This is a genomic window from Mycobacterium sp. MFM001, from assembly GCF_003402475.1.
Classification (GTDB): Bacteria; Actinomycetota; Actinomycetes; order Mycobacteriales; family Mycobacteriaceae; genus Mycobacterium.
Genome location: NZ_BFAB01000003.1, coordinates 269365 through 292460, shown reverse-complemented (window position 1 = coordinate 292460; position 23096 = coordinate 269365). Strand labels below are relative to the sequence as shown.

Here is a 23096-nt window from a genome sequence, read left to right as displayed (position 1 = left end):
GTCGTGGATCGGCAAAAACTACAGCCGTAGCTGCAATCTCAACGCGCTACAACCGGCCGTCGACCCGCAGATCGGGATGCACCCAATTCGGCGACCGCCGCTCGCTGAACGCGAGGAAGCCCTCGACGGCCTCGGGTCCCTCGATGCTGGCTTCCATACCGATCCGGTCGTAGAGCCCGAGGTAGTTGTCCAGGCTTGCCTTGACGACCCGTCGCGCGCCGGGCGCGGTGCGGCAGCACCGGGCCAGTACGTCGCGCGCGGCGTCCATCAACTCGTCATGGGCAACCATCCGCGCGACCATGCCCCACTCCACGGCCTCCGCCGCGGTCAAGGTCCGCCCGGTGAACATCAGGTCGCGGGTCCGCACCGGCCCGATGATGCGCGCCAGCATCTGGCTGTAGTAGGTGTCGGCGATGCCGCGGTACAACTCCGGCACCCGAAATGTCGCGCGGTCGCTGACGACGGCCACGTCGCTGCACATCGCGATCTGCAGCCCGCCGCCCTGGCACAGGCCGTTGACTGCGGATACCACCGGCTTGGCCGACTTCCGCAGCGTGTCAAACGGTGTCACATCCAGCGACAGCGCCGAGCCCCACTGCATCCAGTTGTCGTCGCCTCCACCCCCAAGATCGCCGCCCGGTGCAAACACGTCACCGCTGCCGGTGATGATCAGCCCCGCGAGGTCGGCGTCGGCGTTGACCCGGCTGACGGCGTAACGGATGCCGAAGTACATCGCCGGCGTCATCGCGTTGCGCGCCTCCGGCCGGTCCAGCGTGACGATCGCGAACGGACCTTCGCGGGTGAATTTCAGGAACTTGGTTCCCAACCAATCGCCGTCGGGCGGGCGTGGGTTGCTGTCGAGCGACACCAGGTGACGATAACTCAGTTACCCACGACGGCATCGTCGATGGCCTCGCTCAGCGGAGCGCAGTCCCCGGCGCCGGGCACCAGCGTCGCCAGCGCACCGGCTGCGCAGGCCCGCCGCAACGCGTGGTCGCGACCCGTCAGCCACCCCGCGGCCAGCACTCCCGCGAACACATCGCCGGCGCCGGCAGTGTCGACCGCCTGCACCGTCGGCGCCGCAACCGTGAAGTCCCCGTCGGCGCCCGTGTAGGTTGCCCCGGCCGCGCCGCGGGTGATCACCCGATGCTCCACCGGCCAAACCCAGTGCCCGGCTTCGGTTTCGTTGACGATCAGCACGTCGGTGAGCTCGGCCAGCTCGTGCGGGTCGCGGCCCGCCGGTGACGCGTTGACCATGACGACCGCGCCGGCTGCGCGCGCGTCGCGGGCGGCCGCCGCGGCCGTCGCAACCGGAATCTCCAACTGCAGCAACAACACATCGCAGTCGGCGATGATCGCGCGGACCGCAGCCGAATCGACCGTCAAGTCGCCGTTGGCACCCGGCGCGACGACAATGGCGTTCTCGCCGGCGGATTCCACCATGACGACCGCCGTCCCGCTGGGCCCGGCCACGGTGATCAGCCCTTCGGTGCCAACGCCGTTCACCGCCAGATGTGTGCGCAAATGCTCGGCCGCCGAGTCGTCACCCACCGCGCCGACGAACTGCACCCGCGCGCCGGCGCGCGCCGCGGCCACCGCCTGATTGGCGCCCTTGCCGCCGGGGGTGGCGCGTACCGATGTCGCCAGCACGGTTTCGCCCGGGCGCGGTAACACCTCGACGTCGAAGACCGTGTCCATGTTCACGCTGCCCACCACACAGATCCGCGCCGCCACCCCGCCGACGTTATGGAGTCGCATCAGGTTCCACAACGACTCAGCCGCCTCGTCGCAGTTCGTCGACGCCCGATACCCTGGGTTGATGAGTGTGCACGCCCCGCCGCGTCCCGACCTGCGCCAAGAGGTGCACGACGCCGCGCGCCGGGCCCGAGTTGCCGCTCGGGTGCTGGCCACGCTGCCGACGGTCGCCAAGGATCACGCGTTGCGCGCCGCCGCCGACGCGGTGGTGGCCCACGTCGACCAGATCCTTGGTGCCAACGCCGACGACCTGAACGCCGCCCGGTCCGCCGGCACCCCGGAGGCCATGCTCGACCGGCTCGCGCTGAACCCGCAGCGCATCGACGGCATTGCCGACGGGCTGCGCCAGGTCGCCGGCCTGCCGGACCCCGTCGGGGAGGTGCTGCGCGGCTACACCCTGCCCAACGGGCTGCAACTGCGTCAGGTGCGGGTGCCGCTGGGCGTGGTCGGCATGGTCTACGAGGGCCGGCCCAACGTCACCGTCGACGCGTTCGGGTTGGCGCTCAAGTCCGGCAACGCCGCGCTGCTGCGCGGCAGCTCGTCGGCGGCCAAGTCCAATGCCGCGCTAGTCGATGTGCTCCGCACTGCGCTCCGCAGCGAGGACCTGCCGGCGGACGCGGTGCAGCTGCTTTCCGCCGAAGACCGCTCGACCGTCACCCACCTGATCCAGGCCCGCGGGCTGGTCGACGTGGTGATCCCGCGCGGGGGAGCAGGTCTGATCGACGCCGTGGTGCGCGACGCGCAGGTGCCGACCATCGAGACCGGTGTCGGCAACTGCCACGTCTACGTTGACGAGTCCGCCGACCTGGACGTCGCCGAGCGGGTGCTGCTGAACTCCAAGACCCGGCGGCCCAGCGTGTGCAATGCCGCCGAGGCTCTGCTGGTCGACACGGCGATCGCCGGGCAGGCATTGCCGCGGCTGGTCGGGGCGCTGCAGGACGCGGGTGTCACCGTGCACCTCGACGCGTCCGACGAGGACCTTCGGCGCGAGTTCCTCTCGATGGACATCGCGGTGGCGGTGGTCGACGGCGTCGACGCCGCGATCGAGCACATCAACGAATACGGCACCGGGCACACCGAGTCGATCGTGACCACGAATATGGCTGCGGCGCAACGGTTTGCCGAGCGGGTCGACGCCGCCGCGGTGATGGTTAACGCGTCGACGGCGTTCACCGACGGTGAGCAGTTCGGTTTCGGTGCCGAGATCGGCATCTCCACGCAGAAGCTGCACGCCCGCGGCCCGATGGGGTTGCCGGAACTGACCTCGACCAAGTGGATCGTCTGGGGTGACGGCCACACCCGTGTTCCCTAGGAGAATCCCTGTGACCGTTCCCGCGCGGCCCGTCCCGCTGTTCGCCGACATCGACGACGTCGGCCGGCGGCTGGCCGAAACCGGCTACCTGCCCGACACCGCCACCGCGACGGCGGTGTTCCTCGCCGACCGGCTCGGCAAGCCGCTGCTGGTCGAAGGCCCCGCCGGGGTCGGCAAGACCGAGCTGGCCCGCGCCGTCGCGCAGGCCACCGGGTCGGGCCTGGTCCGCCTGCAGTGCTACGAGGGTGTCGACGAAGCCCGCGCGCTGTACGAGTGGAACCACGCCAAGCAGATCCTGCGCATTCAGGCCGGTTCGGGCGACTGGGACCAGACCAAGACCGACGTGTTCAGCGAGGAGTTTCTGCTTTCCCGGCCGCTTTTGACCGCGATCCGGCGCACCGAGCCGACCGTGCTGCTGGTCGACGAGACCGACAAGGCCGACATCGAGATCGAGGGCCTGCTACTGGAGGTTTTGAGCGACTTCGCAGTGACGGTCCCCGAACTGGGCACCATCACTGCCGAGCGGGCGCCGTTCGTGGTGCTGACGTCCAACGCCACCCGTGAGCTGTCCGAGGCGCTCAAACGTCGTTGCCTGTTCCTGCACATCGACTTTCCCAGTCCCGAGCTGGAGCGCCGAATCCTGTTGTCTCGCGTCCCCGAGCTGCCCGCGCACATCGCCGACGAACTGGTACGCATCATCGGCGTGCTGCGCGGCATGCAACTGAAAAAGCTGCCGTCGGTGGCCGAGACCATCGACTGGGGCCGCACGGTGCTGGCACTGGGCTTGGACACCATCGACGACGCGACGATCGCGGCCACGCTGGGTGTCGTGCTCAAACATCAATCGGACCAGCAACGTGCTGGCGCAGAGCTTCGTTTGAACTGATGGCCGTTAGCCGCGTTCGTCCCAGCCAGCCGCTGGCCCCGCACGGGCTGCCCGGCCATCTGGTGGAGTTCGTGGAAGCGCTTCGTGGGCAAGGAATTTCGGTTGGTCCGTCGGAGACGGTGGATGCCGGTCGGGTGATGGCGGTGCTCGGGTTGGGCGACCGGGAGGTGCTGCGCGAAGGCATCGCCTGTGCGGTGCTGCGCCGGCCCGACCACCGCGAGACCTACGACGCGATGTTCGACCTGTGGTGGCCGGCGGCGCTGGGCGCAAGAGCGGTGGTCGAGGAGGAGGAGGCCGCCGAACCCGAACTTCAGCTACCGCCCGACGACCTCGAGGCCATGCGCCAGATGCTGGTGGATCTGCTGACGCAGAACGCCGACCTGGTCGACATGGACGAGCGGCTGGTCGCGATGATCGCCCAAATCGTCGAGGCCTACGGCAAATACAGCTCCAGCCGCGGCCCGTCGTACTCGTCGTATCAGGCGCTCAAGGCGATGGCGCTGGACCAGCTCGAGGGGCGCCTGCTGGCCGGGCTGCTGGCGCCTTACGGCGACGAGCCGACACCGACGCAGGAAGAGATCGCCAAAGCGCTGGCGGCACAACGCATCACCCAATTGCGCAAGATGGTCGACGCGGAGACCAAGCGGCGCACTGCAGAGCAGCTCGGCCGCGATCACGTCCAGATGTACGGCATCCCACAGCTTTCCGAGAACGTCGAGTTCCTGCGCGCCTCCGGTGACCAGCTGCGCCAGATGCGCCGGGTGGTGGCGCCGCTGGCCCGGACATTGGCCACCCGGTTGGCGGCCCGACGGCGTCGCGCCCGCGCGGGTGCAATCGACCTGCGCAAGACGCTCCGCCGCTCGATGTCCACTGGCGGGGTGCCGATCGACCTGGTGCTGCGCAAGCCGCGGCCGGCCCGCCCTGAGCTGGTGGTGTTGTGCGACGTGTCGGGCTCGGTCGCCGGGTTCAGCCATTTCACGCTGTTGCTGGTACATGCGCTGCGCCAACAGTTTTCGCGCGTGCGCGTCTTCGCGTTCATCGACACCACCGACGAGGTGACGCACCTGTTCGGGCCCGACGCCGACCTGGCGGTGGCCATTCAGCGGATCACCCGGGAGGCCGGGGTCTACACCCGCGACGGGCATTCGGATTACGGCAACGCGTTCGTGTCGTTCACCGATCAGTTCCACAACGTGTTGTCGCCGCGCAGTTCGCTGTTGGTGCTCGGCGACGGTCGGACCAACTACCGCGACCCGGCCATCGATGTGTTGTCGCACATGGTGACCGCGAGCCGCCATGCGCATTGGCTCAACCCCGAGCCCAAGCACCTGTGGGGCAGTGGCGATTCGGCGGTGCCGCGCTACCAAGAGGTGATCACGATGCACGAATGCCGGTCGGCCAAGCAGCTGGCCGCGGTGATCGACCAACTGCTGCCGGTCTAGTGTCTGGCTTGCTGTGTCGGCGACTGTGAATCTCGCGACGCGACACGCCGGTGCGCCGTCGCCGCATTCACACTCGCGTAGGTCATCAGCCCAGAAGCTCGACCTCGACGTCGAGCTTCCGATAAACCTCCAGTGCGCGACGATCACGCGTGACGAGCGTGAGCCGATGCTCGTTTGCGGTGGCGCCGACGAGCGCGTCGTAGACCGAGCCGCCGGCAATGCCGATCGCTCCGAGCCTAGATACCAGCGCTGTTGCCGCATGAGGCCCGAGGAACCTGGTTTCCGGGAAGGTATCCGCGAGCATCCTCGTGACCGTCGCAGGAGTGCGACGGGCCGGCGGCGGTAAGCGCGTGAGGACCGAGAACGTCTCGAATGCCGCGTGGCCGGCGAGACCGAGAGTCCGGCCGCCCAGCGCACGGAATGTTTCCTCGTGATGATCGTGATCGGCAACCACTAGTGCGACGGCGGCGCTGGTGTCGACGAGGACTGTGGACGCCCTAGCGCTGGTCGGCATCGCGCAATGTCCGCACGACAGCATCGCTGATCGGCACGCCGGCTGCCGGAATGACCAGCCGCCCGTCGCGCTCTTCGAGGGACTCGCCCGCTATTGGCTCGACTCGGAGACCTGCACCGTCGGCGGTCACTTCTACCTCGCCGGAACGGAGCCCAAGATGGTCGCGCAATGCCTTGGGAATAACCAATCGTCCTGCCTTATCAATGGTTGCGCGCATGCCCTAAAACTACCATTCAGCGCGGTGGCTCACTCGGGCCAGCCCGGGCCCCTCCAGTAAGCTGGCAAATCGTGCGAAAGCGGCGGCTGGGTGTGATGGGTGGGACGTTTGATCCCATCCATAACGGCCATCTGGTCGCGGCCAGCGAGGTGGCTGACCGGTTCGACCTCGACGAAGTCGTGTTCGTGCCGACCAGCCAGCCCTGGCAGAAGACCCGGCAGGTCAGCGGGGCCGAAGACCGCTACCTGATGACGGTGATCGCCACCGCGTCCAACCCGCGGTTCTCGGTGAGCCGGGTCGACATCGACCGCGGTGGTCTCACCTACACCAAAGACACGTTGCGCGATCTCCACACTCTCAACCCCGACTCCGAGCTGTTCTTCATCACTGGCGCCGACGCGCTGGCATCGATCCTGTCGTGGCATGACCTGGAGGAGCTGTTCGCGATGGCGCGGTTCGTCGGGGTCAACCGGCCAGGCTACGAACTGGGCCGTGAACATCTCGCGGACGTCCTCAAGGGGTTGCCGGACGACGCACTTACCTTGCTCGAGATTCCGGCACTGGCGATCTCGTCGACCGACTGCCGCCGGCGCGCCGCCGACGGCCGGCCGCTGTGGTACCTGATGCCCGACGGCGTCGTGCAGTACATCTCCAAACGCGAGCTCTACCGCAAGACATGACGGCCACCCAGGAAGCCATCGACATGGCGACGGTGGCCGCCGGCGCCGCCGCGGCCAAACTCGCCGACGACGTCGTCGTCATCGACGTCTCCGGGCAACTCGTCATCACCGACTGCTTCGTGATCGCGTCGGCGTCCAACGAGCGACAGGTGAACGCCATCGTCGACGAGGTCGAGGAGAAGATGCGACGGGCCGGCTACAAGCCGGCACGCCGCGAGGGCGCCCGCGAGGGCCGGTGGACGCTGCTCGACTACGTCGACATCGTCGTCCACATCCAGCACCAAGACGAGCGCGACTTCTACTCCCTCGACCGGCTCTGGCGTGACTGCCCCACGGTGGACGTGAACCTGGAGGCCTCCCAGTGAAAATCCGCCGGCTGCTGATGCTGCGGCACGGGCAGACCGACTTCAACCTCGGCAGCCGGATGCAGGGCCAGCTGGACACCGAGCTGAGCGAGCTGGGCCGCGCGCAGGCCGTCGCCGCGGCCGAGGTGCTGAGCAAGCATCAGCCGCTGCTGATCGTCAGCTCGGATTTGCGGCGCGCCTACGACACCGCGGTGGTGCTGGGGGAGCGCACCGGACTGCAGCTGCGGGTCGACAACCGGTTGCGCGAAACGCATCTCGGCGACTGGCAGGGCATGACGCACACACAGATCGACGCGGCCGCGCCCGGGGCCCGGCTGGCCTGGCGTGAGGACGCTACCTGGGCACCGCACGGCGGGGAGAGCCGGGTCGACGTGGCCGACCGCAGCATGCCGCTGATCGGCGAACTGGTCACCGGCGAACCGGAATGGGGCGCCGACGAGCGACCCGTGGTGCTGGTGGCGCACGGCGGCCTGATCGCCGCACTGACGGCTGCGCTGCTGCGGCTGCCGGTCGAAAACTGGCCCGCGCTGGGCGGAATGGGCAACGCCAGCTGGACACAGCTGTCCGGCCACTCCGACGACGACGCCGACCTGGACGGCATCAGCTGGCGCCTCGACGTGTGGAACGCTTCGGCACAGGTCGCAGGCGATGTCCTCTGAGTTGCGCCCCGTGCTGCTGATCTTTGCCGACTCACTGGCCTATTACGGCCCGACCGGCGGCCTACCCGCCGACGACCCACGCATCTGGCCCAATATCGTTGGTGCACAACTGGGTTGGGACGTCGAGCTGATCGGCCGCATCGGCTGGACCTGCCGCGACGTCTGGTGGGCGGCCACCCAGGACCCGCGGGCCTGGGCGGCGCTGCCGAAAGCGGGCGCGGTGGTCTTCGCCACCGGCGGGATGGACTCGCTGCCGTCGGTGTTGCCGACGGCGCTGCGCGAGCTGATCCGCTATGTGCGGCCGCCGTGGCTGCGGCGCTGGGTGCGCGACGGCTACGGCTGGCTGCAGCCGCGGCTATCCCCGTTCGCCCGGGCCGCGCTGCCGCCGCACCTGAGCGCGGAGTACCTCGAATTAACCCGCGGCGCAATCGATTTCAACCGGCCTGGCATCCCGATCGTGGCGTCGCTGCCGTCGGTGCACATCGCGGAGACCTACGGCAAAGCCCACCACGGCCGGCCCGGCACAGCCGCGGCCATCACCGAATGGGCACAGCAGCACGACATTCCGCTGGTCGATCTGAAAGCCGCAGTCGCCGAACACATCATGAGCGGTCGCGGCAATCCCGACGGTATTCACTGGAATTTCGAGGCTCACCAGGCGGTCGCAGAGTTGATGCTCAAGGCGCTGGCCGAAGCTGGCGTACAGCCATGCCAGTCATAGTCGTCACCGACTCGTCGTCGCGCCTGCCCGACGACCTGCGACACAAGTGGGCGATCCGCCAAGTGCCGCTGCACATCCTGGTCGACGGCTCCGACCTGCGCGACGGCGTCGACGACGTTCCCGACGACGTTCACTTGCGTCCCGGCGCAACCACCGCGGCGGCCACACCGGCCGAACTCGCCGAGGTTTACCGGCAGGCGCTGACCGACAGCGGCGGCGATGGCGTAGTGGCGGTGCACCTTTCGTCGGCACTGTCCGGGACCGTCGGCGCCGCCGAGACGACGGCCGCCGAGATCGGCTCGGGGGTGCGGGTTGTCGACTCCAGGTCGACGGCGATGAACACCGGTTTCGTTGCGCTGGCCGCGGGCCGGGCCGCGGCCGACGGAGCCGACCTGGACGCGGTCACGCAGGCCGCCGCCGCCGCGGTGAACCGCAATCACGGTTTTATCGTCGTGCACCGGCTGGACAACCTGCGCCGCAGCGGACGGATCGGCGGCGCCGCGGCCTGGCTGGGCACCGCACTGTCGCTCAAGCCGCTGCTGCGCATCGACGAGGGCAAACTCGTTCTGGCGCAACGTGTTCGCACCGCCAGCAAGGCGGTGGCGGCGATGATCGACCGGGTCTGCGACGTGGTCGGCGACCGTTCCGCGGCGCTTGCGGTGCAGCACGTCGCCAACCGCGACGGCGCTGACGCCGTTGTTGCCGCGCTGGCCGAGCGGCTGCCGGCGTGCGAACCGGCAATCGTGACCGACCTGGGCCCGGTGCTGGCGCTGCACGTCGGCGCCGGAGCGCTCGCGGTGTGCGTCGAGGTCGCCGAGTAGGGAGCCATTCGTTTCGGCGCCGGCCTGGCCCGTATGGAAGCCAGAATCGCGCTGAGCGAGCTCTTCAAACGCATCCGCGGATACGAAGTGGACGAGGACAATTCGGTCCGAGCCCACTCTAGCAACGTCCGCGGTTTCGCCCACCTGCCAATCACGGTGGAGATCCGATAGTGCCCTCCGGGCTTGTTCTTCCACGCGCTGCCACGCGCCGGCGGCAGCAATTGACCATCGCCGACTAGCGGTGGGCCGGCACCGCCAGGGGGGCGGTGTCGTCGCTGAGCGGCTCAGGTTGCCGCCGCCGCGCGTTGTCCCCGCGCGGGTGGACGACCCGTGGCCACCAGAACCAGCGGCCCAACAGCGTTGCCATCGAAGGCATGAACAACGTGCGCACGACCAGTGTGTCGAGCAATAGACCAATGCAGACCGTGGATCCGAACTGGCCCAGCACCCGTAGATCGCTGCCGAGCATGGCGGCCATGGTGAACGCGAAGACCAGACCTGCGGCCGTCACCACCCCACCTGTGCCCGCCATCGACCGGATGTATCCCGTCTTGAGCCCGTTGTGGATCTCTTCGCGGAATCGGGAGACCAGTAGCAGGTTGTAGTCGGATCCGACGGCCAGCAGGATGATCACCGACAGCGCCATCACGATCCAGTGGATCTTGATGCCGAACAAGTCCTGCCAGATGAGCACCGAGAGCCCGAAGGATGCCGCGATCGAGCTTGCCGCGGTGCCGACGATCACCAACGCGGCGACCACGCTGCGCGTGAGCAGCAGCATGATCATGAAGATCAGTGTCAGCGACGACACCACCGCGATCATCAGGTCGTATTTCGCGCCGTCATGCATGTCGCGGAACGTCGCCGCCGTGCCGCCGAGATAAACCTTGGCATCGGACAGCGATGACTGCTTCAGACCCTCCTGGGCAGCCGTTCGCTCCGCGTCGACGCGCGAAATCCCTTCCGGCGTCATCGGATCGCCCTGGTGCGTGATGAAGAAGCGGGCGGACTTGCCGTCCGGCGACAAGAACTGCACCAGTCCCCGCTTGAAGTCCGGGTTGTCGAACGCCTCCGGGGGCAGGTAGAAGAAGTCGTCGTTCTTGGCGCCGTCGAAACTTTGTCCCATGACGATGGCGGTGTCGCTCATCGACTCCATCTGGTTGATCATCGCCTGGAAGGTGCTGTGCATGGTCAGCGTCAAGGCGTGGGTTGTCTTCATGCTCTGGATCTGCGGCGGCAAGATCGCGACCATTTCGCGTTGCAGGGCATCCATGCTGTGGATGTCCTTCGACATCCGGCCGAACTGTTCGTCGAGCTGATCGATGCCGTCCAGGGCGTCGAAGATCGACCTCAACGACCAGCAGATCGGAATATCGAAGCAGTGCTTTTCCCAGTAGAAGTAGCTACGGATGGGCCGCCAGAAATCGTCGAAATCGGCAAGGTGGTCCCGCATTTTGTCGGTGACCGCGACCATGTCGTCGGTGACACCGGACATGTCGTGGGTGGTGTCGGACAGCCCCTTGGTGATGTCGAGCATGCGTTCCAGGTAGTTGATCGTGACCTGCATTTCGTCGGCCATCTTGAGGATGTCGCCCATGCGGTCCTTCAAAAACGCCATGTTCTGCATGAGCATCTGGCTCTGCATGCTGTTCTGAAACGGTATGGAACTGTGCTGAATCGGAATCCCGAGCGGTCGGGTGATGTCCTGCACCATCACGATGCCCTGCACGCGCAGAACGTTTTTGGCCACTCGATCCAGCACCAACATGTCAGCGGGGTTGCGCATGTCGTGATCGGCCTCGACCATCAGCAGGTCCGGGTTCATTCTGGCCTGGGAGAAATGCCGGTCCGCGGCGGCGTACCCGATATTGGACGGCGCGCTGGTCGGCAGGTAGTAGCGGTCGTTGTAACTGGTGACATAGCTCGGCAGACCCAGCATGCCGACCAGCACCACCGCCCCGCTCACCGCCAAAATCGGTGCGGGCCAACGCACCACGGCGGTGCCGATCCGCCGCCACAGCCGCCCCCGGGCCGCGCCCTTGGGCTCGAACAGACCAAAACGGCTGCCCACGAAAAGAACAGCCGGACCCAGCGTGAGGCCGGCCGCCACCACGACCAGCATGCCTATCGCCGCCGGTGCGCCCATCGTGTGGAACCAGGGCAGTCGGGCAAAGCTGAGGCAGTACACCGCCCCGGCAATCGTCAGGCCTGACCCCAACACGACTGGGGCTACCCCGCGAAATGTTGTGTAGTAGGCGGTTTCGCGATCCTCGCCGGCTCGTCGCGCCTCTTGGTAGCGGCCGATGAGGAAGATCCCGTAGTCGGTGCCGGCGGCGATCGCCAGCATCGTGAGAATGTTCGCCGCGAACGTGGTCAGCCCGAATGCGTTGTGGTATGCCAACACTGCGACGATGCCTCGAGCCGACGCCAACGCCACCCCGGTCATGAAAAGCTGCACCACGGTGGTGACGATCGAGCGATAGACCAGAAACAGCATGACCGCGATCGCGCCGAGGGTGAACAGCGTGATCTTGGCGAGGCTGGCGTTACCGATCACGTGCATGTCATCAGACAGCGCCGCAGGACCGGTGACATGGGCCTGCACACCGGGAGGCGCCGGTGTCCGCTTGATGACATCCCGGACCGCCTCGACGGATTCGTTCGCCAGCGTGGTGCCCTGGTTGCCTGCGAGATTCAGCATCACGTAGGCGCCCTTGGCGTCGGAGGCCTGCACACCGGCTGCGGTTAGCCGATCGCTCCAGAAGTCCTGAATGTGCTGCACATGTTCGGGGTCGTCTCGCAGTTGGCGGACGATGTCGTTGTAATAGCGGTGTGCGGCATCGCCCAGCGGCTGCTGCCCTTCCAGCACCACCATGATCGTGCTGTTGGAGTCGAACTCCTTGAAGTTGTGGCCCAGCCGCATCATCGCCTTCATCGACGGCGCGTCCATCGGCGCCATCGGCGCCGAGTGCGCCTCGCCCACGACTTCCAATGACGGGACGATGGTGTTCACCACGATCGTCAGCAAGACCCAACCCACGATGATCGGCACCGCCAACCACCGGATCGTGTGTGGGATAACGGGGCGGTGGGGGCGGGTGTGCGTCTCGGTCATGCGGACTTCACCAGGCAAAAGGTCTGGGCGTTCTCGCCGTTAACGGTTTTCTCTTCGCGGACCACCCCGTCGATGGTGATGCGGCAACCGATCCGGTCGCCGTCGCCTTGCGCCATGATGTTGGCGCTGACGGCGGGCAGGGTGGTGCTGATCGTGTACGACCACGGCAACGGCGCTCCGTCAACCTGATGGGTGTTCGCTTCCGCGTCCCAATAGTTGATGCTCGCAGTGGTCCCGGCAGGGCCCCAGACCTCATAGGTCACGACCTTGGGGTTGAACTGCACGATCTCGATCCCGGCGCCGGCGCCGGCATTGAGGTCTTGCGAACCGAAGACGCGGTGGAGCCGCGACACGATCAGCCCGGAGACCGCGAGTACGACCACCAAGACGATGGGGATCCATGCCCGTTTGATCAACCTGGCAATCGCGCTCACCCCGTCACCTCCAGGTCCACGATCGTTCGTACGAGTGTGTCAGCCACGGATCGACCCAGGCAGCAAAGGTGTCCGTGGTGCGATCCGCTGTCGCCGCTGTCAACGGAACCTTCGCCTGCCTAAGTATCGTAAACCGTAGAGCACGGCGGCGTTCACCCGGTCCCGTGCCTTCGCGCGGCGACCCACTGCGCCCGGCTTCGCCGCGCTGGTGATCGCCGCTATACCCGGCCGGTGATCGGTGGCAGGTCGGCCAGGGTCACGATTCCCGGTCTGGCGGCCACCACAGCAGGCACGGCATTGGTGACCGGCATCGCGGTGTAGATCATTCCCAAACCCATGAAACCCGGCTCCGTCCAGTCCTTCGGCGGCAGACAGTGAATCACCGTGCGCATATTGGGCAGCCCGAACACCTGGATGACATGGCCGTGTTCGAGCGGCTTGGGCGGCGTCACGTGCTCACCCATGATCCAGTTGAACCCGACGCTGACCACATTGCGATCGCCCACCCAGCCGCGGTGATAGCCGTAAACGCTGCCGACGGTGCCGGCGGGGATCTTCATGAAGCCCAGATCGGTGTCGGCGGTGGCCGCGGTGAACGTGACGTCGAAGGTCATCTTGTCGAGCTTCGCCCCGATCGCGTCGGCCATCATCGCCGCCGCCTCGGCGAAGACCTCGCTTTCCCGCCGCACGCTGTCGGCCAGCCCCGGCGTATCGGGATCTTGCGAGAAGCCCATCGCCGTCTGGGTGCCGGCCGACTCGTACGTCGAGCAGTCCACCGACTCGGTGATGCGGATCTCGTCGACGCGTTCGCAGCAGCCGGACAGCACCATGCCGACCATGTTCGTGATGCCCGGGTGCGCGCCGCTGCCGAAGATCGTCGAGCTGCCGCGCTCGCAGGCATCGACAATGCGCTGCCGGTCTTCGGGCGTCTGCTTGCCGCCGGTGATCCACGCCGCGCTGGAGCACACATTCACACCGGACTCGAGCAGCCGCACCAGCTCATCGATGTTGGGCCACAATGGGTTATAGCAACAGGCGTCGGGTTTCAGCGCCAGCAGCGCGTCGATGTCGTTGGTGGCCTTCACACCCGTCGGCTCCGGCCAGCCGGACAGTTCGGCGGCGTCGACGCCGACCTTGTCCTGCCCGTGGGCGTACACCCCGACCAGCTCCATGTCGGGTCTGCCGATGATGGCGTGCAGCGATCGCCGCCCGATGTTGCCGGTGGTCCATTGAATTACCCGCAGCGGTGAGGTCACCGCCCCACGATATTCGGATGCGGTCGGCCGCTGTTTGTGCCACTGTCGAATTCCGTGTCCGCCGAGTTGCCCGAGCCCCTGACGCTGCGCACGGTCACCGACGACGACTGGCCGGCGATCCTGCTGCTGGACGACACCAATTTCGGCGTGTCCACCCACCCGGATTCCATGTCCGCCTGGCGCGCTCTGACGCCCGCCGACGCCGCGGTGGTGGTGTGTGACCGCTCATTAGACGAGGCCGTCGTCGGGTTTGCGGTGTATCTCGATCTGCAGCTCACCGTGCCGGGCGGAGCGGTACTGCGCACCGCGGGGCTCAGCGGGGTGTCCGTCGCACCGACCCATCGCCGGCGCGGCCTGCTGCGAGCGATGCTCACCGAATTACACAGCCGCATAACCGATTCGGGGTATCCGATGGCGGCGTTGACTGCCAGCGAGGGCGGCATCTACGGGCGGTTCGGCTACGGCCCGGCCACCATCGAACAAGAACTGACCATCGATCGCCGCTTCGCGCGCTTCCACGACGAGGCGCCCGACCCCGGCGGTGTCCGCCTGGTCAGGCCCGCGCAGCACCGCGACGATCTCGCCGCCATCTACGAGCGATGGCGCCGCCGAACACCGGGCGGGTTGGAGCGTCCGCAAGCGTTGTGGGACGAGCTATTGGCCGACCGGGAGACCACCCGCCGCGGCGGCACCCCGTGGTTTGCGTTCGTGCATCCCGATGGCTACGCGCTGTACCGAGTGCACAGCGACGATCGGCGCGTCGCGCGGGTGAGCGAGCTCAAGGCGGCGACCACCGACGCGCACATTGCGCTGTGGCGCACGCTGCTGGGGCTGGACCTGATCGAAACCGTCACCGTCGACACTCATCCGGCCGACCCGCTGCCCTACCTGTTAACCGACAGTCGGCTGGCCCGCAGCACCGGACGCCAGGACGATTTGTGGTTGCGGATCATGGACGTCCCCGCCGCCCTGGAGGCCCGTACCTACCAGGCGGATCTGCACACCGTGCTCGAGTTGTCCGGCGGCGGCCGGTTCGCGCTGGAGATTCGCGACGGTCGCGCACGATGTGCGGCCAGCGACGCGCCGGCCGAGGTCGAGATGGACCTCGACGTGCTGGGCAGCCTGTACCTGGGTGCGCATCACCCGTCGGCCCTGGCCGCGGCGAACAGGTTGCGCGCCAAGGATTCTGCGCTGGTGCGACGACTCGAAGCGGCGTTCGCCAGCGATGTACCCGCCCAATTGGGGTTCGGCTTCTGAAGTTTGGCGCTCGCCGCGCGCTGTGGTCGCGGGCGGCGTTGACAATCGCTCCGTGCTGCGGTACTTACTCTAGAGTAACCTACTCGAGAGTAAGTACGCGAGGACATGTTCATCAATGTGGCATTGCTGTGGTCACCGGAAGTCCGTCTCACGGTCTGATGGACGCGTACGGTAACTCGGACCCGCTGTCGTGGGCTCGACGAAGTGGCTCTTTGCCCGTCGAGAATGTTTCGGTGGCGTCGATTCGCAATTCGTATACGCCCCGCAAGAGCAAAATCAACGAGCACTACGTCAAGATCTTGGCCCAATCACCATTGCCGTTGCCTCCGATAGTGGTTCATCGGACCTCGATGTGGGTGATCGACGGTGTGCATCGGCTACGCGCAACCGAATTGCGCGGTGATGTCACGATACCGGCGAGGTTTTTCGAGGGTAGTGACGCCGAGGCTTTCGCGCTCGCCGTCCATTTGAATGTAACCCATGGCCTGCCGCTGACCCTTGCCGAGAGAAAGGCCGCGGCGCGCCGAATCGTGCGATCTTACCCTCACTGGTCAGATCGGTCCATTGCGCTGATCACCGGAGTCTCGAACAAAACGGTAGGCAAATTGCGTGGGTGTACAACTGAGGAAATTTCCCAGTTGGGTCACCGGCTCGGCCGCGACGGAAAGCTCCGGCCGGCCAGTCCGGTCAATGGCCGGCGACGCGCCGCCAAATATTTGTCGATGAATCCGCGCGCGTCCCTACGGGAAATAGCACGCGAAGCGGGTGTCTCGGTCAGCACAGCGCGCGATGTGCGCCAGCGTATCGGCAAAGGCGAGAATCCTCTGCCTGGCAATCTGGCCAATAATTCGAGGCAACGCTCTGAACAACCGGGGCACGATCTTCTCCAAAGACTGAGAAAAGATCCGTCAGTCCGATCCTCCGAGAGAGGGCGTGCGCTGCTGCGGCTGCTGTCCACCGTCGTGGTGGCAATTAGCGCCTGTAATGAGTTCGCTGAAGCCGTTCCGATCCACTGCTCAGGCACCATCGCTGAAATAGCGAGAAAGTACGCTCGCGCTTGGCAAGAAATCGCGGACCAGTTCGACGCTTCGTAACTAGAGCCCAGCCACACCGACCGCGACGAACGCAGCGCCCAACGCGGCCAGCAGAAGCGCGACGTCGCGGCGCCGCCGCGATCGAATCCAGTTGTGCAGCGCAGCCACCGATCTGGCGGTCGCTTCGGGCGCTAGCAGGTAGGCCAGCAACGGAATCTCGATGAGCGCGAATGCCACGACGTTGAACATCAACAGCACGGCGACCTGCGTCAGCGCTGCCGCGCCGGAGGCGAGGATGACCGCCAGCGCGGCAAGGTAGTCGACCGACGGCAACGCGATGCCGAGACCGGCGATCCCTGCGACCGACAGCGAATTCCCGTTCAGCAGGCGCCTGCCCGGCGTCGCCAACCGTGCCGGGCGCGAACCCAACCGCCCGCGGATGTCCATGGCTACGAGTACTGCGATCGACAGCGCCAAGAGCCCGATCAGGATCTGAACTTTGGGCACTGTGACGTAGGTAGACCCGAGCAGGCTGCGCCGAAAGACGAACAGCACAGCCAGACCCACGGTTGTTCCCATCACGAAACCGCCGCAGAGAAACGCCAGAAGCTGCAGCGCGGGCCGCGGCCTGTTCAGCATCAGCACCGTCATACCGACCCGGAATGGTTCGACGCTAACGGCCAGGGCCATGACCAGAACAGTGACCAGCATTGGTATTTCGGGGTGCGCCCCGCGCGGCCCGCTAGGCGTCCAACCGGGTGAATTGGTCCCGCCGGTACTGCTCGACGCAGGCGGCGCGCCGAATCTTGCCGCTCGTCGTGGTGGGAATCGAACCGGGCGGGACCAGAACAAGGTCCCCGACATTCAAACCGTGTGCGTTGGATATCGCGGAGGTGACGTCGCTTTTGATGCTGGTGAGCCACTGCGTCGCGTCCTCGTTGGCCGCGCCGCGCTTCTTGAGTTCGATGACGGTGACCAGCTTCTCGGTGCTGTTCACCGGAACCGATATCGCCGCGACCCGGCCACCCGTGATCTCTTGGACCGTCGTCTCGATGTCCTCGGGATAGTGATTACGCCCGCGGATGATCAGCAGATCCTTGATGCGTCCCACAATGAACAACTCACCCTCGTGGACAAAACCGAGGTCGCCGGTTCGCAGCCAGGGTCCGTGCGGCGTGCCCGGCGAAGGGTCGGCGAGCGTTGCGCCGAAACAGCGCTGCTCGTCGGGCGGTTTACGCCAGTAGCCCTCGGCGACGTTGTCGCCGTGCACCCAGATCTCGCCGACCACGTTTTGCGGGCACTCGCGGTGCGCGTCGACGTCGACGATCCGCAGCATGGGGGATTGCGGCAGTTGGTATTTGACCAGCGTTGTGCCGGTGCCGGCCGCACACCGCTCCGCGCGGTTCTCGCCCAGCTTTTCGCTGTCGAAATGAACTGCCGGCGACGACTCACTCCAGGTGCCGGTCGCCACGAAGACGGTTGCCTCCGCCAAGCCATAGGAGGGACGCAACATGTGGTCCCGAAAATTGAAGTGCGCGAACCGATCGACGAAGCGTTGTAGTGTGGCCGGCTCGACACGTTCGGCGCCGCTGATGATGCCCAGCACGTCCCCGAGGTCGAGACCGGCCAGGTCAGCGTCGGCTGTTTTGCGGGCGGCCAAGTCGAAGGCGAAGTTGGGCGCCGCTGACCACGCGCGAGGGTTGCGGGCCAGCGCCTGAACCCATCTGGCCGGTCGCTCCAAGAACGAAACCGGACTCGTCAGCTCGCCGCGATAGCCGCCCAGGATTGGTGCGCAGACTCCCAGCACCAACCCCATGTCGTGGTAGAAGGGCAACCACGACACGATCGTCGCAACCGACGGGGCTTTGCGGTCGGCGAAGAAGCTGCGCATCAGCTGCTCGAAATTAGCCTGCAGGTTGCGGTGCGAGACCATCACCCCGGTCGGCAGTCGGGTCGAGCCCGAGCTGTACTGCAAATACGCGGTGCTCGGCAAATCTGCTGTCCGAACGTTTGCTTCGGGATCCGCGTCCAGATTCATCGAATCGATTTCGACGATCTTTGGCACCGAGTCCATGCGTGCGTCGTCGACGTATTGGGCGACATCGTCGGCGACAGCAGACGTGGTGAGAACAACGGAGGGCGACGTATCGACAAGGACCGCGCCTACCCGCTCGTGGCTCGAGCCGCGGTGGGGCAACGGGAGGGGGACCGCGATCAAACCGGCCTGCATGGATCCCAGGAAAGCCGCAATGTATTCAAGGGACTGGGGAGCCAGGATGACCGCCCTGTCTCCGGCCGACCCGTGAAAGCTGAGCTCGCGGGCCACATTGTGTGTTCGGCGGGACAACTGCGACCACGTCAGACTCTCGGGCGCACCCGACTGGTCGTCTTCGTAATTCGTGAAGGTGAACGCTATGTCGTTGGGCCGCAGGCTGGCACGTCCGTGCAGCATGGAAAGAATCGATGGCGCAGACATAGTGTGTCGTCAGCCCTTCCCGTGCGACAACACGGACATGGCACCGCTGAGGATCTGCGAGAGCGGGTCGGCGCCGCCGCCGAATGTCGCCTGGTTGGCCGGCGCGGTGACTTCCGCCGGGTCGAAGCCGTGCACCGGGTCCACCTGAACCGGCGCGGTCGCCGGGTCGTCGTTTCGGGAGTAGCCCGCGTTCACCCGGGGCATCAGGATCGCGTCGAGCTTGTTCAGCGTGTCTTCCGGGATGCCGATGTAGGCCAGGGGCATGACAAGCGGAAGGTGCTTTTCCGGGACCATGATCGTCGTGTCCCTGGCGCCCCGCGAGTTGATCGTCGTCCGGATGTTCTGCGGCGGCACCATGCTGGGGTTCGTGAAGGCCACCGCTGTGTGACCGGTTGCGAGGCCCATCAGCGTGTTGCCCAGGGCGAACAAGTTGTCCGGACGGTCGGGGAAGTCCGCGATCGAGTCGTACGCTGCCACGAACCGGTATGTGTCGTACTGGCTCTCATAGGGCGGTTGCATGGTGTAGTCGAGCGCGGGAACGACGGTGCCGACCGGGAACATGGCGGTTAGGAAGCTCTCCCCGAAGGCGTGGCGCCCGACCGGGTCGCCGAACGTCGCGAAGTTCAGGGTGTCCGACGGGGGAGCGGCCGGGTCATGGGCCAGCCGGGCCTGCTCGCCGTCGACCACGAAAGCGCCCTCGGACAAGCCGATTGCCGTGCCGGGGCGACCGGTGCGGATCGCCGCATCGAGGTTGTCTACTCCCACGTCGACGGACTCGCCGACACTGGGGCCGTCCAGACCCAGGCCGGGGAGCAGTTCTTCGCCGACCTTGCCGATGCCCGGGAAGAGTCGTTCCAGCACGTGGCCCTGGACCTGGCCTGCCGGGTAGCGGACGATTTCGCGCTTCTGGCCGGGGAACCATTGGGCTCCCTCCTGGCGGATGTACTCGTCGTAGGGGATGCCGAGAACATGGGCGCCGCCGAGGGCGAACGCGGTCTGATCGCCCGGTGCGCCGGGGGTGGGCGGCCCGCCGACAGGTGTGTCGTCAGCCGAGGCAGTCCTGACGCCGAAATAGCCTGTGGCGCCGACAGTTACCAGCGCCGTGACTCCTGCGAGGAGTTTTTTCATCCCTACTCCTGATCGCTCGGCATCGCCTCGTAGTTTCACACACATCAGGTGTGCTCGCTAACCCGCGCCCCGAGACGTGACGGCCACCAGTTCGCCCGGCCGACGAGCGCAGCGATAGCCGGAACCGTGATCGTGCGAACTACGAAGGTATCCAGCAAAATTCCCACACCGATCACGAAACCACCCTGGACCACGGTGCCGATGCTGGAGAACAACAGTCCGCACATCGACGCAGCGAAGATCAGACCCGCCGCGGTGATCACGCCGCCGGTCGAACTCAGAGTGCGGATGATGCCGTAACGCATGCTGTTCGGAGACTCGTCGCGCATTCGCGAGACGAGCAGCATGTTGTAGTCGGCGCCCACCGCGACCAAGACCACGAAGGCCAGTGGCGGCACGCTCCAATGTAACTGCTGGCCGAGGATGAATTGGAATACCAGCGTGCCGACGCCCACCGCGGACAGGTACGAAACGACCACGGAAGCAACCAGATACAGCGGTGCGATAATCGCACGCAGGAGCGCCATCAGGGTCAGTAGCACGACGATGAGAGTGACCGCGATGATGAACCGGATGTCGTGCCGGTAGTAGTCGCGGGTGTCTTTGAGCCCGACGGTGTATCCCGCCATCGATATCGTGGCGTCCGCCAATGTGGTATTCGGTTGGGCTCCCCGAGCGGTCTGGGTGATCGTGTTGACCTGGTCCATGGCTTCGCTGCTGAACGGATTGAGTTTGGTTTGAACCAGGTAACGCGCGGAGTGGCCGTCCGGCGAGATGAAGATCTTGGCGGCGTTCTTGAACTGCTTGAGGTGCAGCACCTGCGTCGGGATGTTGAACCCGGCCATTGCCGGTTGCGCGGCATCACGTTTCAGCGACAACAAGAAGGCCGACGCCTGATCGAGCCCGGCACCCAGTTGTTTGACCTGGTCGACGAGTTGTGTCACCGCGTCGGCCACCTGCCTGCTCCCACCGGCGAATCGGTTTGCGCCGTCTTGCATGCTGCTCAGGTTTGCCTGCAGGCCACCGGGTTGGTCCATGCCCATGGAATGCATCACCTTGGTGAGGTTGGTGAGTGCCCCACGCACGCGGTCCACCGAGGCGTTCAGCGATTTTTTGTCCGGGAAAGACTGCAGCTGCCCCCATAGGTCGCTGATCGCGTCGAGGTCTTCCTGATCGCGTCCACCGGTCAGCCGCTCGAATGTGCCGCGGGTGGCGCTGCACGATTCGTCGAGATCGCAGACCGGATTGCCCTGCAGCGCAGTCAACACCGGGCCTATCCAGGCAAACATATTCTTGCCGGCCGAAAAGTTCCAGCCCATGTTGTTGCTGAGCGAGTTGACGTGGTCGACGAGCTTGGCCGCGGTGTCGACCTGCTTGACCAAAGCGTCGCCGCTGTATTGGTCTTTCATCGACGAGAAGGAGTCGACCAGGTTCTGGACGCTGGCCGCGAGCCGGCTGACCTGGCCGCGCACGTGGTTGAGATTGTCGGCCAGCGTGCCGGCTCCGTCCGCCAGGCGGTTGAGGTCGTCGGTGTGGTCGTTGATCAGCGTGGATCCGTCGGCCAGGACGGTGCCGATGGCGCCCGCCTGATACGTGGCCTTGAATTCGTTCGGCACAGCTCCCGTGGGACGGGTGATGCCGCTGACCGCAGCGATATTCGGCAGTTGACTGACTCGGTGGGCCATCTGCTCCAAGTCCGCAAGTGCCTGCGGCGTGCGCAGGTCATGCGGGGAGGAGACCAGGATGTATTCCGGAATCGACTGATTCACCGGGAAGTGCCGATCCAGCGCCGCGTATCCGATCGAGCTCGGCGCAGAAGCCCGCACGGCCTTGCGGTCGTCGTAGTTGTAGCGCACGAAGGCGGCGCAGCCGGCCAGCGCAATCAGCACAAGCAAGCTGGCAACCAGATGGACCTTCGGCCTGCGCACAATGCGAATGCCGGAACGCCGCCAGAACCGCGCGGTCAGCTCGCGCCGCGGCTTGACCCAGCCGCGTGGCCCGGCCAGCACCAGAATCGCCGGCAGCAACGTCACGGCCGCAAGGAATGCCACGCCGATCCCGATCGCCGACGACGTTCCGACAGTCTTGAACACGCCCATCCGGGCGAAGCTGATGACCAGAAAAGTGATGCCGACGGTGGCCGCCGAAGCGGCGATCACCTTTCCGATCGAGATCATCGCCCGCTTGACCGCCTGGTCGAACGATGCCCCCGACCGCAGATGGTCGTGATAGCGGCTGATCAGGAAGACCGCGTAATCCGTTCCGGCGCCGGCCATTATCGCGCTCAGAAATACGATGGATTGGTTCGAGACGCCCGAACCCGTCAGTTGGGAGTATCCGGCTACCACGGCCTGCGCGATCACCAGCGACAACCCGATCGTCAGCAACGGCAGCAGCATGGTGACCGCGCTGCGGTAGACCACCAGCAGGACGATGAGCACCAATACCGCGATCGCCAGCTCGATTGGCATGCGATCCCGATTGCCCGCGACAGTCAGGTCGGCCACGGTTGCCGCCGGGCCGGTGATGTTTGCGGTCAGCGATGTTCCGGCGACTGTGTTTTCGACGATTTCGCTGATGCGGTTGAAAGCGGCGTAGGACTGTGGAGTGCCCAACTCGCCTGCAACGCCGACCGGCAGCACCCATGCCTTGCGGTCCTTGCTGGTCACGGCCGAACGCAGCGGCGGCGTGCTGACGAAATCCTGCAACATCACGACATCTCGGGTGTCCCGGCGCAGCGCGTCTACCAGTTTGCGGTAGGTGGCTTCGTCGGCGGGGCCAAGCCCTTTGTCGTTGGTCAGGACTACCAGCAGGAGATCCTCTGAGCCCGATTCGTGAAACGCCTCGGTCATCTTTCGGGCCGTGACGCTCGACGGTGCATCGCTGGGCAAGATAGCGAGCGGGTGCTTCTGGGCCATCTCGCCCAGCGATGGGACCGTCAGTGGCAGCGCCACCGCAACGGCGACCCAGATCCCGATCACGACCCAGGGCCACCGCACCACAAAATCGGCTAGCCGCTGCATA

General features: G+C 66.0%; 21 protein-coding genes and 1 pseudogene. 11 read left to right on the top strand and 11 right to left on the bottom strand.

What is annotated here, in order from left to right; genetic code table 11:
* Positions 1 to 46 precede the first annotated feature (46 nt).
* Together MFM001_RS07595 and MFM001_RS07590 are read right to left on the bottom strand one after the other, a co-directional pair.
* Positions 47 to 868 (bottom strand): enoyl-CoA hydratase/isomerase family protein, encoded by an 822-nt coding sequence (locus MFM001_RS07595; RefSeq protein ID WP_116374630.1) that lies wholly within the window; start codon positions 866 to 868, stop codon positions 47 to 49.
* Between the two features lie 14 nt (positions 869 to 882).
* Entirely contained in the window at positions 883 to 1758 is an 876-nt protein-coding gene (locus tag MFM001_RS07590) for a ribokinase (RefSeq protein WP_116374629.1), read from the bottom strand.
* A gap of 61 nt (positions 1759 to 1819) precedes the next feature.
* Between MFM001_RS07590 and MFM001_RS07585 the strand changes: the two genes are divergently transcribed.
* The 3 genes from MFM001_RS07585 to MFM001_RS07575 are packed head-to-tail and all read left to right on the top strand — an operon-like array spanning position 1820 to position 5395.
* Positions 1820 to 3067 carry a glutamate-5-semialdehyde dehydrogenase gene (locus MFM001_RS07585; protein WP_116374628.1) on the top strand — a complete coding sequence of 416 codons (1248 nt, stop codon included), beginning with the start codon at positions 1820 to 1822 and terminating at the stop codon, positions 3065 to 3067.
* Between the two features lie 10 nt (positions 3068 to 3077).
* A complete protein-coding gene (locus tag MFM001_RS07580) occupies positions 3078 to 3953 on the top strand; it encodes a MoxR family ATPase (protein WP_062541015.1) in 876 nt (291 codons plus the stop codon).
* Positions 3953 to 5395, top strand: a complete 1443-nt coding sequence (locus MFM001_RS07575; RefSeq protein ID WP_116374627.1) for a VWA domain-containing protein — start codon at positions 3953 to 3955, stop codon at positions 5393 to 5395. Before MFM001_RS07580 ends, MFM001_RS07575 begins: the two co-directional genes overlap by 1 nt.
* Before the next feature lie 85 nt (positions 5396 to 5480).
* On the opposite strand, the gene MFM001_RS07570 is transcribed toward MFM001_RS07575, so the two are convergent.
* Complete coding sequence (locus MFM001_RS07570; RefSeq protein WP_116374626.1) at positions 5481 to 5909, bottom strand: type II toxin-antitoxin system VapC family toxin; 429 nt, start codon at positions 5907 to 5909, stop codon at positions 5481 to 5483.
* Positions 5893 to 6126 carry an AbrB/MazE/SpoVT family DNA-binding domain-containing protein gene (locus MFM001_RS07565; RefSeq protein WP_116374625.1) on the bottom strand — a complete coding sequence of 78 codons (234 nt, stop codon included), beginning with the start codon at positions 6124 to 6126 and terminating at the stop codon, positions 5893 to 5895. Before MFM001_RS07565 ends, MFM001_RS07570 begins: the two co-directional genes overlap by 17 nt.
* A gap of 86 nt (positions 6127 to 6212) precedes the next feature.
* Here MFM001_RS07565 and nadD point away from each other — a divergent pair, with 86 nt between their 5' ends.
* From nadD to MFM001_RS25155, 6 genes and pseudogenes are all read left to right on the top strand, one after another.
* The gene (nadD, locus tag MFM001_RS07560) at positions 6213 to 6806 is read left to right on the top strand and encodes a nicotinate-nucleotide adenylyltransferase (RefSeq protein ID WP_255422203.1); all 594 of its coding nucleotides are present in this window, start codon (positions 6213 to 6215) and stop codon (positions 6804 to 6806) included.
* Positions 6803 to 7171, top strand: coding sequence for a ribosome silencing factor (gene rsfS, locus MFM001_RS07555; protein ID WP_116374623.1), 369 nt, complete (start codon positions 6803 to 6805; stop codon positions 7169 to 7171). Before nadD ends, rsfS begins: the two co-directional genes overlap by 4 nt.
* Entirely contained in the window at positions 7168 to 7830 is a 663-nt protein-coding gene (gene gpgP, locus MFM001_RS07550; protein ID WP_116374622.1) for a glucosyl-3-phosphoglycerate phosphatase, read from the top strand. Before rsfS ends, gpgP begins: the two co-directional genes overlap by 4 nt.
* Positions 7820 to 8551, top strand: coding sequence for a diglucosylglycerate octanoyltransferase (gene octT, locus MFM001_RS07545; protein WP_116374621.1), 732 nt, complete (start codon positions 7820 to 7822; stop codon positions 8549 to 8551). The genes gpgP and octT overlap by 11 nt, the downstream gene beginning before the upstream one ends.
* Positions 8539 to 9372: a DegV family protein gene (locus MFM001_RS07540; protein WP_116374620.1), complete on the top strand. Its 834-nt coding sequence runs from the start codon at positions 8539 to 8541 to the stop codon at positions 9370 to 9372. Before octT ends, MFM001_RS07540 begins: the two co-directional genes overlap by 13 nt.
* Positions 9373 to 9387: 15 nt before the next feature.
* A pseudogene (locus tag MFM001_RS25155) lies at positions 9388 to 9543 on the top strand (cytochrome P450); the annotation flags it as partial.
* 64 nt (positions 9544 to 9607) lie between these two features.
* On the opposite strand, the gene MFM001_RS07530 reads toward MFM001_RS25155, so the two are convergent.
* The 3 genes from MFM001_RS07530 to MFM001_RS07520 form a co-directional block, all read right to left on the bottom strand.
* Entirely contained in the window at positions 9608 to 12487 is a 2880-nt protein-coding gene (locus MFM001_RS07530; protein ID WP_116374619.1) for an RND family transporter, read from the bottom strand.
* Entirely contained in the window at positions 12484 to 12912 is a 429-nt protein-coding gene (locus MFM001_RS07525; RefSeq protein WP_116374741.1) for an MmpS family transport accessory protein, read from the bottom strand. Before MFM001_RS07525 ends, MFM001_RS07530 begins: the two co-directional genes overlap by 4 nt.
* Positions 12913 to 13139: 227 nt before the next feature.
* Complete coding sequence (locus MFM001_RS07520) at positions 13140 to 14177, bottom strand: dihydrodipicolinate reductase (RefSeq protein ID WP_116374618.1); 1038 nt, start codon at positions 14175 to 14177, stop codon at positions 13140 to 13142.
* Between the two features lie 36 nt (positions 14178 to 14213).
* On the opposite strand from MFM001_RS07520, the gene MFM001_RS07515 reads away from it, so the two are divergent.
* The gene (locus MFM001_RS07515; RefSeq protein WP_371685387.1) at positions 14214 to 15434 is read left to right on the top strand and encodes an enhanced intracellular survival protein Eis; all 1221 of its coding nucleotides are present in this window, start codon (positions 14214 to 14216) and stop codon (positions 15432 to 15434) included.
* 233 nt (positions 15435 to 15667) lie between these two features.
* Positions 15668 to 16528, top strand: coding sequence for a ParB N-terminal domain-containing protein (locus tag MFM001_RS07510; protein WP_160118000.1), 861 nt, complete (start codon positions 15668 to 15670; stop codon positions 16526 to 16528).
* Here the strand turns inward: MFM001_RS07510 and MFM001_RS07505 are convergent, their stop codons facing one another.
* Genes MFM001_RS07505 through MFM001_RS07490 form a run of 4 tightly spaced genes read right to left on the bottom strand, consistent with a single transcriptional unit; the run spans position 16529 to position 23095 of the window.
* Positions 16529 to 17179: a GAP family protein gene (locus MFM001_RS07505; protein ID WP_116374616.1), complete on the bottom strand. Its 651-nt coding sequence runs from the start codon at positions 17177 to 17179 to the stop codon at positions 16529 to 16531.
* Positions 17180 to 17210: 31 nt separating this feature from the next.
* A complete protein-coding gene (locus MFM001_RS07500; protein WP_116374615.1) occupies positions 17211 to 18944 on the bottom strand; it encodes an AMP-binding protein in 1734 nt (577 codons plus the stop codon).
* Positions 18945 to 18953: 9 nt separating this feature from the next.
* Positions 18954 to 20072 (bottom strand): acyltransferase PE, encoded by a 1119-nt coding sequence (gene pe / locus MFM001_RS07495; protein WP_116374614.1) that lies wholly within the window; start codon positions 20070 to 20072, stop codon positions 18954 to 18956.
* Positions 20073 to 20116: 44 nt separating this feature from the next.
* A complete protein-coding gene (locus tag MFM001_RS07490; protein WP_192886877.1) occupies positions 20117 to 23095 on the bottom strand; it encodes an RND family transporter in 2979 nt (992 codons plus the stop codon).
* Position 23096: the final 1 nt, after the last annotated feature.

Excerpts from the sequence above, each read along its gene's own strand:
- MFM001_RS07590 (WP_116374629.1), bottom strand. The coding sequence starts at position 1,758 with ATGCGACTCCATAACGTCGGCGGGGTGGCGGCGCGGATCTGTGTGGTG.
- MFM001_RS07585 (WP_116374628.1), top strand. The coding sequence starts at position 1,820 with ATGAGTGTGCACGCCCCGCCGCGTCCCGACCTGCGCCAAGAGGTGCAC.
- MFM001_RS07575 (WP_116374627.1), top strand. The coding sequence starts at position 3,953 with ATGGCCGTTAGCCGCGTTCGTCCCAGCCAGCCGCTGGCCCCGCACGGG.
- MFM001_RS07570 (WP_116374626.1), bottom strand. The coding sequence starts at position 5,909 with ATGCCGACCAGCGCTAGGGCGTCCACAGTCCTCGTCGACACCAGCGCC.
- MFM001_RS07565 (WP_116374625.1), bottom strand. The coding sequence starts at position 6,126 with ATGCGCGCAACCATTGATAAGGCAGGACGATTGGTTATTCCCAAGGCA.
- rsfS (WP_116374623.1), top strand. The coding sequence starts at position 6,803 with ATGACGGCCACCCAGGAAGCCATCGACATGGCGACGGTGGCCGCCGGC.
- octT (WP_116374621.1), top strand. The coding sequence starts at position 7,820 with ATGTCCTCTGAGTTGCGCCCCGTGCTGCTGATCTTTGCCGACTCACTG.
- MFM001_RS07540 (WP_116374620.1), top strand. The coding sequence starts at position 8,539 with ATGCCAGTCATAGTCGTCACCGACTCGTCGTCGCGCCTGCCCGACGAC.
- MFM001_RS07530 (WP_116374619.1), bottom strand. The coding sequence starts at position 12,487 with ATGACCGAGACGCACACCCGCCCCCACCGCCCCGTTATCCCACACACG.
- MFM001_RS07505 (WP_116374616.1), bottom strand. The coding sequence starts at position 17,179 with ATGCTGGTCACTGTTCTGGTCATGGCCCTGGCCGTTAGCGTCGAACCA.
- MFM001_RS07500 (WP_116374615.1), bottom strand. The coding sequence starts at position 18,944 with ATGTCTGCGCCATCGATTCTTTCCATGCTGCACGGACGTGCCAGCCTG.
- pe (WP_116374614.1), bottom strand. The coding sequence starts at position 20,072 with ATGAAAAAACTCCTCGCAGGAGTCACGGCGCTGGTAACTGTCGGCGCC.
- MFM001_RS07490 (WP_192886877.1), bottom strand. The coding sequence starts at position 23,095 with ATGCAGCGGCTAGCCGATTTTGTGGTGCGGTGGCCCTGGGTCGTGATC.